Annotated in this window: 19 protein-coding genes; 8 read left to right on the top strand and 11 right to left on the bottom strand. The window is 57.6% G+C overall.

Annotation, left to right across the window (positions count from 1 at the left end; translation table 11 throughout):
* Nucleotides 1-12 precede the first annotated feature (12 nt).
* From mnmE to AQUI_RS0107565, 3 genes are all read right to left on the bottom strand, one after another.
* Entirely contained in the window at nucleotides 13-1,299 is a 1,287-nt protein-coding gene (gene mnmE / locus AQUI_RS0107575) for a tRNA uridine-5-carboxymethylaminomethyl(34) synthesis GTPase MnmE (protein ID WP_027256979.1), read from the bottom strand.
* 31 nt (nucleotides 1,300-1,330) lie between these two features.
* Complete coding sequence (gene rho, locus AQUI_RS0107570) at nucleotides 1,331-2,602, bottom strand: transcription termination factor Rho (protein ID WP_027256978.1); 1,272 nt, start codon at nucleotides 2,600-2,602, stop codon at nucleotides 1,331-1,333.
* 174 nt (nucleotides 2,603-2,776) lie between these two features.
* Nucleotides 2,777-3,232, bottom strand: coding sequence for a CopD family protein (locus tag AQUI_RS0107565; RefSeq protein WP_027256977.1), 456 nt, complete (start codon nucleotides 3,230-3,232; stop codon nucleotides 2,777-2,779).
* Between the two features lie 409 nt (nucleotides 3,233-3,641).
* Between AQUI_RS0107565 and AQUI_RS0107560 the strand changes: the two genes are divergently transcribed.
* Genes AQUI_RS0107560 through dnaQ form a run of 4 tightly spaced genes read left to right on the top strand, consistent with a single transcriptional unit; the run spans nucleotide 3,642 to nucleotide 6,379 of the window.
* Entirely contained in the window at nucleotides 3,642-4,241 is a 600-nt protein-coding gene (locus AQUI_RS0107560; RefSeq protein ID WP_027256976.1) for a Maf family protein, read from the top strand.
* Nucleotides 4,238-5,071, top strand: coding sequence for a shikimate dehydrogenase (locus AQUI_RS0107555; protein WP_027256975.1), 834 nt, complete (start codon nucleotides 4,238-4,240; stop codon nucleotides 5,069-5,071). The genes AQUI_RS0107560 and AQUI_RS0107555 overlap by 4 nt, the downstream gene beginning before the upstream one ends.
* The gene (coaE, locus tag AQUI_RS0107550; RefSeq protein ID WP_027256974.1) at nucleotides 5,068-5,661 is read left to right on the top strand and encodes a dephospho-CoA kinase; all 594 of its coding nucleotides are present in this window, start codon (nucleotides 5,068-5,070) and stop codon (nucleotides 5,659-5,661) included. The genes AQUI_RS0107555 and coaE overlap by 4 nt, the downstream gene beginning before the upstream one ends.
* On the top strand, nucleotides 5,654-6,379 hold the full coding sequence (gene dnaQ, locus AQUI_RS0107545; protein ID WP_027256973.1) for a DNA polymerase III subunit epsilon: 726 nt from the start codon (nucleotides 5,654-5,656) through the stop codon (nucleotides 6,377-6,379). The genes coaE and dnaQ overlap by 8 nt, the downstream gene beginning before the upstream one ends.
* A 73-nt stretch (nucleotides 6,380-6,452) precedes the next feature.
* Here dnaQ and secB read toward each other — a convergent pair whose 3' ends face one another.
* Entirely contained in the window at nucleotides 6,453-6,941 is a 489-nt protein-coding gene (gene secB / locus AQUI_RS0107540) for a protein-export chaperone SecB (RefSeq protein WP_027256972.1), read from the bottom strand.
* 56 nt (nucleotides 6,942-6,997) lie between these two features.
* Nucleotides 6,998-7,498 carry an FxsA family protein gene (locus AQUI_RS0107535; RefSeq protein ID WP_027256971.1) on the bottom strand — a complete coding sequence of 167 codons (501 nt, stop codon included), beginning with the start codon at nucleotides 7,496-7,498 and terminating at the stop codon, nucleotides 6,998-7,000.
* Between the two features lie 115 nt (nucleotides 7,499-7,613).
* On the opposite strand from AQUI_RS0107535, the gene AQUI_RS0107530 reads away from it, so the two are divergent.
* Genes AQUI_RS0107530 through AQUI_RS0107520 form a run of 3 tightly spaced genes read left to right on the top strand, consistent with a single transcriptional unit; the run spans nucleotide 7,614 to nucleotide 9,907 of the window.
* The gene (locus AQUI_RS0107530) at nucleotides 7,614-8,270 is read left to right on the top strand and encodes a Tim44/TimA family putative adaptor protein (RefSeq protein ID WP_027256970.1); all 657 of its coding nucleotides are present in this window, start codon (nucleotides 7,614-7,616) and stop codon (nucleotides 8,268-8,270) included.
* Nucleotides 8,267-9,319 (top strand): murein transglycosylase A, encoded by a 1,053-nt coding sequence (mltA, locus tag AQUI_RS0107525; protein ID WP_027256969.1) that lies wholly within the window; start codon nucleotides 8,267-8,269, stop codon nucleotides 9,317-9,319. The genes AQUI_RS0107530 and mltA overlap by 4 nt, the downstream gene beginning before the upstream one ends.
* A complete protein-coding gene (locus AQUI_RS0107520) occupies nucleotides 9,320-9,907 on the top strand; it encodes a Smr/MutS family protein (RefSeq protein ID WP_027256968.1) in 588 nt (195 codons plus the stop codon).
* Here AQUI_RS0107520 and AQUI_RS0107515 read toward each other — a convergent pair whose 3' ends face one another.
* The 4 genes from AQUI_RS0107515 to hslV form a co-directional block, all read right to left on the bottom strand.
* On the bottom strand, nucleotides 9,908-11,023 hold the full coding sequence (locus tag AQUI_RS0107515; RefSeq protein ID WP_027256967.1) for an alpha/beta hydrolase: 1,116 nt from the start codon (nucleotides 11,021-11,023) through the stop codon (nucleotides 9,908-9,910).
* Between the two features lie 77 nt (nucleotides 11,024-11,100).
* Nucleotides 11,101-12,411 (bottom strand): ATP-dependent protease ATPase subunit HslU, encoded by a 1,311-nt coding sequence (gene hslU, locus AQUI_RS0107510; RefSeq protein ID WP_027256966.1) that lies wholly within the window; start codon nucleotides 12,409-12,411, stop codon nucleotides 11,101-11,103.
* Between the two features lie 13 nt (nucleotides 12,412-12,424).
* Nucleotides 12,425-13,495: a hypothetical protein gene (locus tag AQUI_RS0107505; protein WP_027256965.1), complete on the bottom strand. Its 1,071-nt coding sequence runs from the start codon at nucleotides 13,493-13,495 to the stop codon at nucleotides 12,425-12,427.
* Between the two features lies 1 nt (nucleotide 13,496).
* Entirely contained in the window at nucleotides 13,497-14,060 is a 564-nt protein-coding gene (gene hslV, locus AQUI_RS0107500) for an ATP-dependent protease subunit HslV (RefSeq protein ID WP_027256964.1), read from the bottom strand.
* A 220-nt stretch (nucleotides 14,061-14,280) separates the two neighbouring features.
* Here hslV and AQUI_RS0107495 point away from each other — a divergent pair, with 220 nt between their 5' ends.
* A complete protein-coding gene (locus AQUI_RS0107495) occupies nucleotides 14,281-14,472 on the top strand; it encodes a DUF1127 domain-containing protein (protein ID WP_027256963.1) in 192 nt (63 codons plus the stop codon).
* A 52-nt stretch (nucleotides 14,473-14,524) separates the two neighbouring features.
* Here the strand turns inward: AQUI_RS0107495 and AQUI_RS0107490 are convergent, their stop codons facing one another.
* A complete protein-coding gene (locus AQUI_RS0107490) occupies nucleotides 14,525-14,896 on the bottom strand; it encodes a Lin0512 family protein (protein WP_027256962.1) in 372 nt (123 codons plus the stop codon).
* Entirely contained in the window at nucleotides 14,893-15,240 is a 348-nt protein-coding gene (locus tag AQUI_RS0107485; protein ID WP_027256961.1) for a Lin0512 family protein, read from the bottom strand. Before AQUI_RS0107485 ends, AQUI_RS0107490 begins: the two co-directional genes overlap by 4 nt.
* Nucleotides 15,241-15,300: the final 60 nt, after the last annotated feature.

The raw sequence follows: 15,300 nt of genomic DNA, 5'->3' as shown, positions 1-15,300 counted from the left end.
TGAAACACTCCTTCACTTTCCCAGACAGAAGCTCGAGAAAATCTCATCTAGGAGATTCTCCACCCCGATCCGGCCAACCAGCGTTTCCAGGGCCCGGATTGCCGAGCGTATCTCTTCGGCGGCGATATCATAGAATTCCGAACCACGCGACAGAATTTCCTGTGCCTCGGCCAAACTCACCAACGCAGACAGCATAGCATCCCTGTGTCGAGCGCGAGTCGCGATTCCAGCTTGAGCTGACCGGTTTTGCAGAACTAATGAAATGTGTTCGACAAGCCTGTCAATACCCTGACCTGACCTTCCTGAGATGGCATTTACCGCATCTTGGCGGAGGTCAGCCTTTGGTTGAAGACGGATATCACCATCCTCCATCGCGACATCCAGAACATCACTATCTTCAGCCAAAAATACACGCATATCCGCATCTTCCGCGCGTTTCCGCGCTAAAGCGATGCCAATGCCTTCAACGTGGTCGTCGGTATCCCGCAAACCTGCAGTGTCCAGCAAAGTGACTGGCAAGCCGGCCAGATCCATGCGCACTTCGATAATATCGCGGGTGGTCCCGGCAAATTCAGACGTGATTGCCGCTTCGCGGCCGGCCAGCGCATTCAGCAGCGTGGATTTTCCCACATTGGGTGCACCAATGATGGCAACTTCGAATCCGCTGCGGATTCGTTCAGCAATTTTCACCCCATCAGTCTCTCTTTCGAGACCGGCTTGAACTTCAGCCAGCAGCGCAGAAACTTCCGGGGTTACATCAACAGGAACTTCCTCGTCAGCGAAATCAATTGTTACTTCGATCAAAGAAGCCGCGCGAATCAGACTGGTGCGCCAAGTTTCAGCCAACTTCCCGAGCCCGCCGGCAAGAATGACCTGTGCCTGCTTGCGTTGTGCGTCGGTTTCCGCATCAATCAGATCCGCGAGCCCCTCGACCTGAGCCAAGTCAAGGTTTCCGTTTTCCAAAGCACGCCGAGTGAATTCTCCCGGTTCAGCCATCCGTAAACCAGTGAAGCGGCCTAGATTTTCAAGCACAGCTGATACAACAGCCGTACTTCCATGTACTTGAAATTCAACAGTATCTTCACCAGTGAAGCTCTTGGGAGCCGAAAAGCTCAGCACCAATGCTTCATCAAGGCGCTCACCGGATTCTTCTTGCAAGATACGCAGGCTCTTACCCCGCGCCGGCAATACGCCTCCGCAAAGCTGCGCGCCGACTTCATGCGCCAAAGGACCGGAGATTCGGATTACCGAAACTCCGGCCTTTCCTTGTGCGGAGGCCAGCGCAAAGATCGTGTCCATGGGATGGCCCTTTTTAACTCGCCCGCCCGGATCAGGTGTTCATCGAGTCGAAGAACTCGGTGTTCGACTTTGTCTGCTTCAGCTTGGACAGCAGGAACTCAATCGCATCGGTAGTTCCCATCGGGTTCAGAATACGGCGCAGAACAAAGGTCTTGGCAAGATCGACCTTGTCGACCAGCAAGTCCTCTTTCCGGGTGCCAGACTTGAGGATGTCGATCGCCGGGAATACGCGCTTGTCGGCAATTTTGCGGTCCAGCACGATTTCCGAGTTGCCGGTGCCTTTGAATTCTTCGAAGATCACCTCGTCCATCCGGCTGCCCGTGTCGATCAGTGCAGTGGCGATGATGGTGAGCGAGCCGCCCTCTTCGATGTTCCGGGCAGCACCAAAGAAGCGCTTGGGACGCTGCAGGGCGTTTGCATCAACACCACCGGTCAAAACCTTGCCTGACGACGGCACAACAGTGTTAAAGGCCCTACCAAGTCTTGTGATCGAGTCGAGGAGGATCACAACATCTCGTTTATGCTCCACCAGACGCTTGGCCTTTTCGATCACCATTTCCGACACTGCAACGTGGCGTGTGGCAGGCTCATCAAAGGTAGAAGAGACAACTTCGCCCTTCACCGAACGCTGCATGTCGGTCACCTCTTCCGGGCGCTCGTCGATCAGCAGAACGATCAGATAGCACTCGGGATGGTTCTTCTCGATCGAATGCGCGATGTTCTGCAGGATCACCGTTTTACCGGTCCGCGGCGGTGCCACGATCAGCGACCGCTGGCCTTTGCCGATCGGCGCGACCAGGTCGATCACCCGCGCTGAGCGGTCCTTGATGGTGGGATCCTCGACTTCCATCTTCAGCCGTTCATCCGGATAGAGCGGCGTGAGGTTGTCAAAGGCGATCTTGTGGCGGGCCTTTTCAGGCTCTTCAAAGTTGATCATGGTGACGTTGGTCAGCGCAAAGTAGCGTTCGGTCTCCAGCGGCGCCTTGATCTGGCCGTCTACGGTATCACCAGTCCGAAGGGAGTACTGACGGATCATGTCAGGCGAGACATAGATATCGTCTGGACCCGGCAAGTAGTTAGCCTCAGGCGAGCGAAGGAATCCAAACCCGTCCTGCAACACTTCAAGCACGCCGTCACCGCTGATATCCCAGCCCTCATCCGCGCGTTCACGCAGGATCTGGAACATCATCTCGCCCTTGCGCATGGTCGAAGCGTTTTCGATCTCCAGTTCCTCAGCCATAGCCAGCAGAGACTTGGGGCTTTTCGCCTTGAGATCGGACAGATTCAGGGATTGCACGGTCATATAGATACGGCCTCTACTCCCCCGCTTACCCAGGGGTTGGTCACACGACAGGATTGGAAAACACGGTGGCCCGGACGGGCCCGTTGGGAGCCATACATAGGGACTCGTTCCAGATGAGTCAAACGCCGGCTGCAGACGTTCCAGGCCTGTCAGGCCCCTTTCTGCGCCTCTGTGCTAGAATTTGAAGATCACCGAGACGACAATCACCACCATCAGAGCAGTCGGCACTTCGTTCATCATCCGAAACTGCCGGCCCGACAGTCTGTTCTTCCCTGCAGAAAAGTCGCGATAGCGGAACAGCAGCCAATGATGGAACCAAGTCATGGCGATCACGGATACGCCCTTGGTCCAGGGCCAGACATAGCTCCAGTCGACGATCCCAGGCGTTAGCACAATGAACAGCCCTGCAGCCCACGATACATACATAGCGGGTCGCATGATGATCCTGAGGAGTTTCTCTTCCATTTGGAGAAAGATCGGTACCGTATCCTGGACCTTCTCTGCCTGCTCCACGTGATACACGAACAAACGGGGGAGATAGAAAAGCCCTGCCATCCAGCTGAGCACAGCCATGATGTGCAGCGATTTGGCATACGGGTAGAGCGTGAACATCAGGTCGCTCAGGTCCATTGGCAGTTCTCCCCGGTCAGATCAGTTCACCCTAATAAATAAAGAAATATTAGAAGGATGATGTTTTTGTAGTGTGCATGGATTCCGGTGGATAAGTGAATCCTCCTCCGCTTATCCCCAGCAGGGATAAGATTCCAGATGGGATGGGACAGGCGCATGGAAATTTTCTGAACGCCCTTTAAATAAGGCACATTAACGCTGTGTTTACCTATCCATGCTTGGGGATAAGACCGGGATGATCCGAGGAGAGCCGGCATATCCACGAAAATAAAGTTATCCTGCCCCACAAAGGACGACTCTGCGAATTGAATCCCGGGATTTGCGTCAACCCCGAGAGTCTTTACTTAACCGCGGAAAACCATACAAAACGTCCTGAAACCGTCTGCTTCTTTCCCACGGGGTTTTCCACATGACTGCCCACATAGTGCTGGCTTCTGGATCCGAAATCCGGGCGCAACTGCTGCGTCAGGCCGGAATAGAATTTGAAACCGATGTCCCGCGTCTGGACGAGCAGGCGATCAAGTCCGCGCTCTCGGCCGAAGAGGCTCTTCCGCGTGATGTCGCCGATGCGCTGGCAGAAGCCAAGGCACGCAAGATCAGCGGGAAGCATCTCGGAAAGCTGGTATTGGGATGTGATCAGGTTCTTGATTTCGAAGGAAGGCTTCTTTCGAAACCTGTCAATGCCGATGAAGCGGTATCGCAGTTGAAGGAGATGCGCGGCAAACGGCACATGCTGTTGTCTGCAGCCGTGATCTACCGCGACGGTGAGCCCATCTGGCGCCATGTCGGACAGGTCCGTCTGGTCATGCGGAACTGCACTGATGCATATTTGGAGGATTATGTTAGCCGGAACTGGCACAGCATCCGCCATGCAGTGGGCGCGTACAAACTGGAGGAAGAGGGTGTGCGGCTGTTTGTCAGCATTGATGGCAGCTACTTTAATGTCTTGGGATTGCCGCTGATGGAGCTTATCAGTTACTTGGGTTTGCAAGGGGTAATCGAGCAATGACAGTAGCAAAAATCCCGCTCGCCGGCGTGATCGGCTGTCCAGTTGCACATTCCAAATCTCCGCAGCTGCACCGCCACTGGCTGAACACCTATGGCATTTCCGGTTACTATGTGCCGATGCATGTGGAACCTGATGATCTGGCCGAAACCGTCCGGTTGATGCCTAAAATGGGGTTTGTAGGTGCTAATGTCACCATTCCGCACAAAGAAAAGGTGATGGAGATTGCAGATAAGGTCACTGACCGGGCTAAACTGATCGGCGCTGCCAACACGCTGATCTTTCGCAGGGATGGAACGATCCTGGCGGATAATACTGATGGTTACGGCTTTATCACCAACCTGCATCAGGGAGCACCGGACTGGGATCCGCAATCAGGCCCAGCAGTTCTGCTGGGCGCTGGCGGTGCCTGCCGCGCTGTAGTTGCTTCACTGCTGGAAGCCGGAGTGCCGGAGATCCTGCTGACCAACCGTACCCGCGACCGGGCTGACCAGTTGCATACGGACTTTGGCAACCGGGTCCGGGTGGTCGAATGGGTTCAGGCCGGCAATGTCATCGAGGAGGGTGCGCTGATTGTGAACACCACCTCCTTGGGAATGGTCGGCAAACCGCGTCTGCGGGTACCGCTGGATGGTTTGCAGCGCAATGCAGTTGTGACTGACCTGATCTATGCGCCGTTGAAAACAGACCTGCTGCAGACGGCTGAGGATGCTGGCTGCACTGTGGTTGATGGGCTGGGCATGCTATTGCATCAGGCGGTGCCAGGGTTCGAACGCTGGTTCGGAAACCGCCCCGAAGTGGATGCCGCAACGCGCGCGGCGGCTCTCAGATGAGTTTCAGCCTCGGCCTTACCGGCTCCATCGGAATGGGCAAAAGCACCACTGCCAAGCTGTTTGCCGCCCAGGGCTGTGCGGTCTGGGACGCGGATGCGGCTGTTCACCGGCTTTATGGCCGGGGAGGCGCAGCTGTTGCTGCCATGCAGGCGGCGTTCCCCGGGGCAGTCGAAGGCGGCGAAGTCAGCCGCGCAGCGCTGAAACGTATCATCGGTGAAAACCCTGATGCACTGAAGCATATCGAAGCTATCGTGCATCCGCTTGTCGCACGAGACCGGGCAGAGTTCCGGGAAGAAGCGCAAAGCGATATCCTGGTTTTTGACATTCCTCTGCTGTTTGAAACGGGCAATGATGCCGAAATGGACGCAGTGGCTTGCGTGTTCGTGGATGCAGAAACTCAGAAGGAGCGGGTTCATGCCCGCGGCACGATGACGGCTGAGCAATTCAAGCATATCCTTCAGAAGCAGCTGCCGATTGAGGAAAAACGCGCCCGTGCCGATTACGTGATCGAAACAGACACGCTGGAACACGCCAAGACGCAGGTGGCAGTAATCCTCGCAGACATCAGAAATAGGCTTAGCCATGCGTGAAATCGTTCTTGATACCGAGACCACCGGGTTTGATCCGTTTTCCGGCGATCGGATTGTCGAAATCGGAGCGGTGGAGCTTTTCAATCATATGCCCACCGGCAAGACGTACCACGAGTATATCAACCCGGAACGCTCTATGCCGGCCGAAGCGTTTTCGGTCCACGGCATCGGTCCTGATCTGCTGGAACCACCTCAAAAACCTGAACCCGGCGCCGTGACGCTGCGGGACAAGCCGGTTTTTGCCAAAGTCGGGCAAAGTTTCCTCGATTTCGTGCAGGATTCTAAACTGGTCATTCATAATGCCAGCTTTGACATGAAGTTCCTGAACGCTGAACTGGATTGGATGGGCCTGCCCAAACTGCCGATGGATCAGGCGCTCGACACGCTGGCGATGGCACGCAAGCGTTTTCCTGGTTCGCCGGCGACGCTGGATGCGCTGTGCCGCCGCTTCAACATCGACAATACCAACCGGACCCTGCACGGGGCATTGCTCGACTCTGAAATTTTGGCCGATGTCTATCTTGAGCTCATCGGCGGTCGCCAGCCGGATTTCGGTCTGTCTGCTCAATCAACTTCTGGTGCAACTAAGGCGGAAGATGACTGGCGCCCTGCCCCTCGCCCCTCGGCTTTGCCCCAGCGGATCACTGCGGAGGAGCAGGCAGCGCATGAAGAATTCGTGGCCAAGCTGGGTGATGAGGCTTTGTGGAAGGTTTCCTGAACCCTAGCCAGACCTGCAAAATAAAAACGCCGCTGAAACCCAGCGGCGTTTCTTATTCCGAATATTCGAAACCTTACTGAGTAGGGGCTGCTGCTGCCGCTTCGGTCTGACGGCGGGCCAGTTCGTTGCGGTAGATCGCTACAAAGTCTATGTTGTCCAGGTTCAGCGGCGGGAAGCCGCCATCGCGGGTCACGTCCGACACGATGCGGCGCAGGAACGGGAAGGTCATGCGCGGGCATTCGATCAACAGGAACGGGTGCAGCTGATCTTCCGGCACGCCGGCGATGTTGAACACGCCGACATATTCCAGTTCCAGAACAAACAGGACTTCGCCGCCTTCCTTGTTCTTGGATTCAACGGTCAGCTTGGTTACAACCTCATACTGGTTCTCGGCCGAGCGCTTTTTGGCGTCCAGGTTCACCTGCACGCTGACGTCCGGCTGCACGTCGCCACCGGTGCCTTTTTGCGCCATCACGTTTTCAAACGACATGTCGCGGATGAACTGGCCCAGAATGTTCATCTGGACTTGCGGCTGCTGCTGGGCTTCGCCGTTTTCGGCCATCGGGATACTCCTGAAAATATGCTTTTGACCGTGCTTAGCAGCTTGGTCCGGGTAGCTCAACGGGGGCCGTCAACCCAGCCTGACGGGCCGCTTGGACGCTCACCTGGGGTCACATCTTCGAAATCTCCGTCAATTATATCATCCGGCCTGCCGGCGGTTCCTGGATAGTGGCGGCCCTGCATGCTGCCGGGCCCCATTTGGAACTGTGCCACGGTGACACGGGCCCGAATGTAGCGGTAAACCGCCAGCCGCACCGGCGGCATCAGCAGGGCAAAGCCAAAGGCATCGGTAAAGAAACCCGGGGTCAGCAGCAGCGCGCCGGCAAACAGGATCATAGCCCCATGGGCCAAAGGTTCGGCCGGATCGGACAATTGTTGGAACGATGAGCGCAGCTGTCCCATTGCCATGCGGCCTTGGGTTTTCACCAGCCAGGTACCCAGCACCGCCGTCAAAACCACGATGGCCAGGGTCGGCCACAGCCCGATCGCGCCGCCAACTTGAATAAACAAAGCAATTTCAATGATGGGAACCATCAGAAAGGCCAGGAAGAGATACATGAGGGTTTCCTTGCGATCATACACCCGGACGGTAGACTTGCCCCCGCCCGTCACCTACATAAGGTCTGACCGCTTTGGTTTCAAACAAAGCACGAACGCCTAGCATGAGGTATCCATGGAGTCGCCTGTGATTCAGCTTTTGGTTCTGGCCGGTATTGCTGTGTTTCTGATCCTGCGCTTGAAAAGCGTACTTGGGACACGCGAAGGTTTCGAAAAGCCACCGCTGCCGCAATCCGAAGCGCGGAGCCGCCGCCCCGATCTGGAAGTGATCGAAGGCGGCCCTGACCGCGACATTACCGATTATGTGGCCGATGAAAGCCCGCAGGCCCAGGCCTTGGCTGCGATGAAGCGGGTTGAGCCGTCCTTCCAGGTCCAGGAATTCGTTCAGGGTGCACGCGGTGCATACGAAATGATTTTGATGGGCTTTGAGCATGGCAACCTGGACGACATCCAGCCGTTCCTGGCCGAGGATGTGTTCGAAAGCTTTGTAGATGCCGTTGCGCAGCGTGAGGATCAAGGGTTCAAGATCGAGGCCGAGTTTATCGGCGTGCGTGAAACCACCGTGGCGGATGCCACGTTCGACACGCAAACGGGCCGCGCTGAGATCACCATGCGTTTTGTTGGTGAGATGACGTCCGTTGTCCGCGATCGCGGCGGCGACATTGTCGAAGGCGACCCCAAGGCAGTGAAGCGTCAGAAGGACACTTGGGTCTTTGCCCGCAACATGGGTGCCGATGACCCCAACTGGCAGCTGGTTGCGACGGACGCATGATTGCGGCGCTTCGGGGGGCAATTGGGGCAGCTGCTATCGCAGGTGCCGCGATGACCGCCTCCGGGGCGCAATCTGAAGCCGTGTCCAGCATCCTAGACTTTGCCCAGCTGGATGGCTGGGCACAGGATGATCATGCCCAAGCGCTGCAAGTTTTTCTGGGAACCTGCAAGGACTTGAAGGATCCCGACTGGGCAGCCTTGTGCAAGGCGGCGCGATCGCAGACCTCCGCAGGGGCGCGGGCGTTTTTCGAACTGTTCTTCCGCCCGGTTCTGATTGAGGACGGCAATCCGGCTCTGTTCACCGGCTATTTTGAGCCGGAGCTGAGCGGTTCCCGCTACCGGACAGGCCGGTTTCGCTATCCAATCTACAAGATGCCGCCTGAGGCGCGCGGCACCGGTTTGTGGCTGCCCCGGCGGGACATTCTGACCAGTGGTGTCATGGAAGCCCGCGGGTTGGAGATTGCCTGGGTGGATGATCCGGTGGAGCTGTTCTTTCTGCAGATCCAGGGTTCTGGCCGGATCCGCTTGCCGGATGGCTCTATGATCCGGGTCGGTTATGGCGGCGCCAATGGCCACACTTATAAATCCATCGGCAAGGAATTGGTGCGTCGCGGTGTCTACAACCCCCATCAGGTCAGCGCCCAAGTGATCAAATCCTGGGTCCGGCGCAACCCGGCTGACGGCAAGGAGTTGCTGTTACACAATCCGTCTTATGTGTTCTTCCGTGAAGTGCGCAAAGTGGCCGCTTCCAAGGGGCCGCTTGGCGCGATGAACCGTTCGGTCACGCCAATGCGCACCATTGCCGCCGACCCTGCATACACCCCGCTGGGTGCGCCGGTCTGGGTGGAAAAGGACGGGCATATGCCGCTGCGCCGCCTGATGGTGGCCCAGGATACCGGATCCGCAATAAAAGGCGCGCAGCGGGCTGATATTTTTGTCGGTACGGGTGATGAGGCCGGCGAGACCGCTGGAACGATGAAAGACCCGGGGAGGATGGTGGTTCTGCTGCCGATCCAGCGGGCCTATGCGATGCTGCCGGAAGACCTTTGAATGACACGGCGGAAACTGACAGGAGATGAGATCGACCTCTGGCACAAGGTCGTGAAACACGCCGAACGTATTCATCCGGGCGCGCATTCCACGCCCCCTGCTCTGCCGATGCCGAAACCCAAACCGGTTAAGCAACCTGAGCCGAGACTGGATCCGTTTCAGATTGGAAGCCGCGCCAGGCCCAAACCGCTGAAACACGATCTGAAGCCTTCGATTGCCCGCAGCCTGGCCGGGGATCCGGTGCAGATGGATGAAAAATCCTTTCGCCGCATGAAGCGCGGCAAACTTAAGCCGGAAGGCAAGCTCGACCTGCACGGTATGCGGATCGACTCGGCACACCCTTCTCTCACCCGGTTTATCCTGTCTGCCCAGGCCTCCGGAAAGCGGCTGGTGCTGGTGATCACCGGCAAGGGCAAGGACCGCGACGAGCCAGGCCCAATGCCGGTCCCGCGCGGGGTGCTGCGCCACAAGGTGCCGCAATGGCTGTCACTGCCGCCGTTGGCGCAAGCAGTGATGCAGGTCACCCCTGCCCATATCAGCCATGGCGGTGAGGGCGCCTATTATGTTTATCTCAGACGCAGCCGGTGACTATCTGTTGTCCGCGGGCGTGCTTTCCAGTGCGACCTTGATGGTACTGTCCTGGATAACAATCTGACCGGGCAGAATTTTCTGCAGCAGGTCCTGGTTGTGCGTGAATGTGTCTGCGGTTTCCCGCGCACCGTTTAACAGAGCAATCAAGGCCGGCGACGAGGCTGCCACAAAATGCTGCGATTCCGCTTCATCTGCAAAGGCTGTGGTGTCGATCACTTCAACCGGCAGACCGCTGACTGCGTCAATACTGCCGAGATTTCCCAGTCTTTCACGGCCATTCAGGCCGCGCAGGCGCTGTGACAGTGTCAGGACGTTATCTTTTCGTGAAACGAAAATCAGGAACGGCTGCGGCACCTGCGTGAATCTCTGCATCTGGGATTTGAATACGTCAACATCCAGGTCAGGCGACATCAGGATGACACCGCCCAGGTTTTGCGATGTCCAGCCAGGAGTTTTGATCTCCATTTGACGCAGGGTTTCCATAGTGAGCAGCCCGCCCATGGAATGGGCAACAACCACAATCCGTTCGACCGCGGAAGCGCGCAATTTGCGCAGCAGAGTCTCCAGCCCGTCGCGGGCAAACAGCACGCTGTCACCATCGTAGGCGTAGCCCAGCGGACGGCCCTTGCTTGGCCAGGAATAAATGACCGTTGCCCCGGGAACATTAATGTCGTGAGTCAGCTGGGCGGCCCGGAAAGCGGTCTCGGCCTGGGTGGAGTTGAAGCCGTGAACAAAAACCGTGACTTCGCGCTCCTTTTTGGGAAACTTTGCCAGCTCTTGCTGCAGCCGGGCGGAAAAGGCTGCCTCTGACTCGAATGTCCTTCGTCCCGCCATAGTGAATTCAGTGGAGGGATCCGGGTTTGCGTAGCCGAACTTCAGCGAGCCAGGCTTATGATCCGGCGGGATTGAAACCGTGAGTTCAAGCAGGCTGACTCCATCGGTGCGCTCCGACCCAAAGGTGCCGTCGGGCAGCGGGTCTCGGTTTGTGGCTGCGAAAATGGTCTTGGGAGTGCCCAGTTCCAACGCCTCAGGAATTGTAGGTGTAAAGGATCTGTCAGTACAGGCCGCCAGAAGGACCATAATCACACCGGAAATCAGGCGCAGCCCGTGCATATTGTTCACCTCAATCAATTGGCGGCAGGCTAGTGCACCTGCCGCCAAAGTCCAGTGGCTGCTATAGATCCGGTGTTTTAGAGCACGTAACGGCTGACATCCGCGGAACGGCCAAGCTCGCCGAGGTTTTTCTTTACAAAACTCGCGTCCACGGTGACCGCGTCGCCCGACCGGTCCGGCGCAGTAAAGGACAGCTCTTCAAAAACCCGCTCCATCACTGTGTAAAGTCGCCGTGCGCCGATGTTTTCCACGGTCTGGTTTACCTCGGCGGCAATCTTGGCCAACGCGGCGATACCGTCTTCGGTAAAGGTCACCTCAACCTCTTCCGTACCCATCAATGCAGTGTACTGGAGGGTCAATGCGTTGTCGGTCTCGGTCAGGATACGCACGAAATCCGCTTCGGTCAGCGCCCGCAGGCTCACCCGGATCGGCAGACGGCCTTGCAGCTCCGGCAGCAGGTCCGAGGGTTTGGCAATATGGAACGCGCCGGAGGCAATGAAGAGGATGTGGTCAGTCTTGACTGGTCCGTGTTTGGTGCTGACGGTGGTGCCTTCGATCAGCGGCAGCAGATCCCGCTGCACGCCTTCGCGGCTGACGTCGCCGCCGCGGGTCTCCTGGCGCGCGCAGACTTTGTCGATTTCGTCCAGAAAAACGATGCCGTTCTGTTCCACCGATTCCAGCGCGGCGCGAGTGACGGTTTCATCATCCAGCAGCTTGTCGGCCTCTTCGCTGATCAGCACCTCATAGCTTTCGGAAACGGTCATCTTCTTGCGAGTGGTGCGCCCGCCCATTGCCTTGCCGAACAGGTCGCCTAGGTTCAGCGCGCCCATGTTACCGCCGGGCTGGCCGGGGATTTCGAACATATTGCCCATCGGGTTGGATGTGTCTGCAACATCCAGTTCGATCACTGTGTCGTCGAGTTCACCTGACTTCAGCTTCTTGCGGAACATTTCGCGGGTGGCTTCACGCGCGTCTGAGCCGGCGATAGCTTCCAGCACCCGGTTCTCGGCAGCTTTCTGCGCGTTGGCTTTCACATCCTCGCGCATAAATTCGCGGGTCTGGGCGATGGCGCTGTCTGCCAGATCCCGGATGATCTGCTCCACATCGCGGCCGACATATCCGACTTCAGTGAACTTGGTCGCCTCGATTTTGATGAAGGGCGCGCGCGCCAGTTTTGCCAGCCGGCGGGAGATCTCCGTCTTGCCGACACCGGTTGGGCCGATCATCAGGATGTTCTTCGGGTACACCTCATCCCGCAGGTCATCAGCCAGCTGCTTACGCCGCCAGCGGCTGCGCAGGGCCACGGCAACGGCACGTTTGGCTTCTTTCTGGCCGATGATAAAACGATCCAGCTCAGAAACGATTTCGCGTGGGGTCAAATCAGTCATTGGTACTTCCGTTTCAGTGGGATGGCGGCAGCCGGTCAAGCGGCAGCACGCCAGACAAGAGGGAGAGCAGCGCAGCACGGATATGGCTCCAGAAAGCCCCCAGAGCGACCAGGAACACGCCGAGCGCCAGAATCGTAATGGCGGTGCCTTCACCGTTGAAAACAGTTCCTGCAAGGGTAACGCTATAGCCGATTGCGGCAATCAGGAACGAACGCCGGTCAATGATGATTGCGATCATGGCAAACAGCAGCAGCACACCGAGCAGCAGCACGTTGGAACCTGAGGTTCCGGCGTCCAGCAAGCTGAGTGCAATTGTATTCACTAGGGCCGGCGCCGCAACGACGTGCAGCCAGAAACCTTGGGCCGAGCGTCTGGTTGCCCGGTGCGGATCGCTGAGATCAAAGGCCATGGCTGCTGTAAATACGGCAAATCCGACGGCCAGCGTGATCCAGGCAAACGGTCCGCTGGCCGACAGCAGGAAAAGGTCGCCTATGCCGGCAGGAGTGCCCGCCTGTATCGATCCTGATAAGAGGGCGAGAACAAAGACACCCAAGGCAATCAGTGCCATGGCAAAAGGAACGCGAAAGCGCAGCCAGAAAACAGCAATGGCAACGGTTGCCAGCGCAAATGGCAGCGGCAGGCTCGAAAAATCGTTTTGCGCGATCATGAAGGGCTGGGAGTAGCCTGCAGAAAAACCGGTGCCGGCGTTGCCGGCCCACAGAAGCGAGAGTGCGATCGCGGGTGCCACCATGCGGCGTCGGCGTATGAAGTATTCAGACAGCATCCATAGCACGGCTGCACCGGCGATGGCCGAATAGACGGCCTTGTCCTGATAGCCGCCGATTGACCCGGCCAGATCAACCGCTGTGAAGGCCATCCAGCCAGAGGCCAGGATTAACAGCCCGATCACAATGAAGATTTCATTAAATCCCTTGAACAGCTCAAAGGGTTCATCGCCAGGTGCCAAATTTTCCCGCGCGCCTCTGCGGCTGTGCGCCAATGCCAGAAGCGAGGCAGCTTGGGCCTCGGATAGCAAGCCGGATCCTACAGCAGCCCGCAGATCATTTTGATCAACCTGGGTCACGTCAACTTTCCTGACCTATGCTCTCAACTGTGAGGTTGCCATTGGTGTAGACGCAGATATCGGCAGCGATGGCCATGGCATCGCGGGCCACATCTTCGGCGGATTTGCTGCTGTCCATCATGCCGCGGGCGGCGGCCAGGGCAAAGTTGCCGCCCGAGCCGATAGCAGCGACACTATGCTCAGGCTCCAGCACGTCGCCGGCTCCGGTGATCACAAACATGTCTGCACCATCGGTGACGATCAGCATGGCCTCCAGTTTCTGCAGGTATTTATCGGTGCGCCAGTCCTTGGCCAGTTCCACGCTTGCCCGCGCCAGTTGTCCAGGAGTGGCCTCAAGCTTGGCTTCCAGCCGCTCCAGCAGGGTGAATGCATCGGCTGTTGATCCGGCAAAACCCGCCACCACGTCAAATCCGCCCGGCGACAAGCGGCGCACCTTGCGGGCCGTGCCTTTTATCACCGTTTGCCCCAGCGACACCTGGCCATCGCCGGCGATGACAACCTGGCCATCCTTCTTCACGCCGATGATGGTGGTGCCGTGCCAGCCGGGGAATTGATCGTCTGCCATTTGTGCCTCCGCATTGTTGCCCTCTATATGGAACCATCCCCCCGCCGGCACAAGAGAGCGCACAGAGTCCAGTGCCGCGCAGCATCGGCATGGCTGTTCACTGCTATGCAGAAATTGCAATTCGGGGCTGATGAACCGGCAATTGTGGGACTCAGCCGCACAGCCTACATGGGGCTCACAACCGGCACAGGGTCGGCTGTTTCTCAGAAGGACTAGCGCTATGACCACCGCAAACATCTACGCGCCGCTCGGAGCAGTCACCGTTCTCCGCGTGGTCGATGTACTGATCAACGTGAAGACCGCTCTCGTGGAATGGAACGAGACCCGTGAAACCCGCAAGGCTTTAGCACAGTTGTCGGATGCTCAGCTGGAAGACATCGGCATGAACCGCGCTGATATCGCCAATATCTGATATCAGATGATCAACAGTTTTGAATGAGCCGCCCGTAATCGGGCGGCTTTGTTCATTTTTGGATGCTGGTTTTATACTTGCCAGCCTGATCCGGCAGCCAGGCCTCAATAGCAGCCGTGGCGATCACATGACGCGTTCCGGCTTCTGCATCCTCTACATCCAGCCCGCCCATCACGGCGCGCACGCTGGCGCGGCCCCGGGGCAAATCCTGGGCCACAAGATCGCAATCTACTGCTTCCGGCTGCTGCACACCGATTGTCACGTCCACCCGCATTTCGCTGTGATCAATCCCGAGCTTAGCAAACAGGGTGATCGACGAATGGTGCAACGCGTCCTGCACCGCACGTCGGGCGGCCTTGGTGTAATCCTGGCCATACAAATCATTGCCGGTGCCCATTTCCAGGATGATGCGTTTTTCGGTCATTCCGCGGCCTCCATGTCAAAGGACACAACCACGGCCGCATTGGCGATTACCGTGCACCCGCCGTGGGGTTTTTCGATATTGAGACCACCCTCCACAACCCGGATGCCGGGCCGACCGTAGGGGAATATCTTCAGCAGCGCATCCTTGTCCACGGCTTCGGGTTTTTGAACGCCGATCTCTGCGTCGATGATCATGTCTTCTTTCTGGAAATCAAACAGTTCCGCCATGCTGACGGAGTTGTGCCACAGCGCGTCCTTGATCGCGCGGCGGGCAGCTTCAGTGTAATCTTCGCGCCTGAGCGATGTGCCCATGCCGAATTCCACCAATACCCGTGTCTTGGCCATAATGCCTCCTGTACCTGCTCCAGGCCGGACCGTTGCAGGCAATGGACGCAATGGAAAGCG

Origin of the sequence: Leisingera aquimarina DSM 24565 (assembly GCF_000473165.1) — a bacterium.
Taxonomy (GTDB): Bacteria; Pseudomonadota; Alphaproteobacteria; order Rhodobacterales; family Rhodobacteraceae; genus Leisingera; species Leisingera aquimarina.
Note: the sequence above shows the minus strand (reverse complement) of the source record. Positions and strands in the feature narration are given on the sequence as shown.

Excerpts from the sequence above, each read along its gene's own strand:
- mnmE (WP_027256979.1), bottom strand. The coding sequence starts at position 1,299 with ATGGACACGATCTTTGCGCTGGCCTCCGCACAAGGAAAGGCCGGAGTT.
- rho (WP_027256978.1), bottom strand. The coding sequence starts at position 2,602 with ATGACCGTGCAATCCCTGAATCTGTCCGATCTCAAGGCGAAAAGCCCC.
- AQUI_RS0107565 (WP_027256977.1), bottom strand. The coding sequence starts at position 3,232 with ATGGACCTGAGCGACCTGATGTTCACGCTCTACCCGTATGCCAAATCG.
- AQUI_RS0107560 (WP_027256976.1), top strand. The coding sequence starts at position 3,642 with ATGACTGCCCACATAGTGCTGGCTTCTGGATCCGAAATCCGGGCGCAA.
- AQUI_RS0107555 (WP_027256975.1), top strand. The coding sequence starts at position 4,238 with ATGACAGTAGCAAAAATCCCGCTCGCCGGCGTGATCGGCTGTCCAGTT.
- coaE (WP_027256974.1), top strand. The coding sequence starts at position 5,068 with ATGAGTTTCAGCCTCGGCCTTACCGGCTCCATCGGAATGGGCAAAAGC.
- dnaQ (WP_027256973.1), top strand. The coding sequence starts at position 5,654 with ATGCGTGAAATCGTTCTTGATACCGAGACCACCGGGTTTGATCCGTTT.
- secB (WP_027256972.1), bottom strand. The coding sequence starts at position 6,941 with ATGGCCGAAAACGGCGAAGCCCAGCAGCAGCCGCAAGTCCAGATGAAC.
- AQUI_RS0107535 (WP_027256971.1), bottom strand. The coding sequence starts at position 7,498 with ATGTATCTCTTCCTGGCCTTTCTGATGGTTCCCATCATTGAAATTGCT.
- AQUI_RS0107530 (WP_027256970.1), top strand. The coding sequence starts at position 7,614 with ATGGAGTCGCCTGTGATTCAGCTTTTGGTTCTGGCCGGTATTGCTGTG.
- mltA (WP_027256969.1), top strand. The coding sequence starts at position 8,267 with ATGATTGCGGCGCTTCGGGGGGCAATTGGGGCAGCTGCTATCGCAGGT.
- AQUI_RS0107520 (WP_027256968.1), top strand. The coding sequence starts at position 9,320 with ATGACACGGCGGAAACTGACAGGAGATGAGATCGACCTCTGGCACAAG.
- AQUI_RS0107515 (WP_027256967.1), bottom strand. The coding sequence starts at position 11,023 with ATGCACGGGCTGCGCCTGATTTCCGGTGTGATTATGGTCCTTCTGGCG.
- hslU (WP_027256966.1), bottom strand. The coding sequence starts at position 12,411 with ATGACTGATTTGACCCCACGCGAAATCGTTTCTGAGCTGGATCGTTTT.
- hslV (WP_027256964.1), bottom strand. The coding sequence starts at position 14,060 with ATGGCAGACGATCAATTCCCCGGCTGGCACGGCACCACCATCATCGGC.
- AQUI_RS0107495 (WP_027256963.1), top strand. The coding sequence starts at position 14,281 with ATGACCACCGCAAACATCTACGCGCCGCTCGGAGCAGTCACCGTTCTC.
- AQUI_RS0107490 (WP_027256962.1), bottom strand. The coding sequence starts at position 14,896 with ATGACCGAAAAACGCATCATCCTGGAAATGGGCACCGGCAATGATTTG.
- AQUI_RS0107485 (WP_027256961.1), bottom strand. The coding sequence starts at position 15,240 with ATGGCCAAGACACGGGTATTGGTGGAATTCGGCATGGGCACATCGCTC.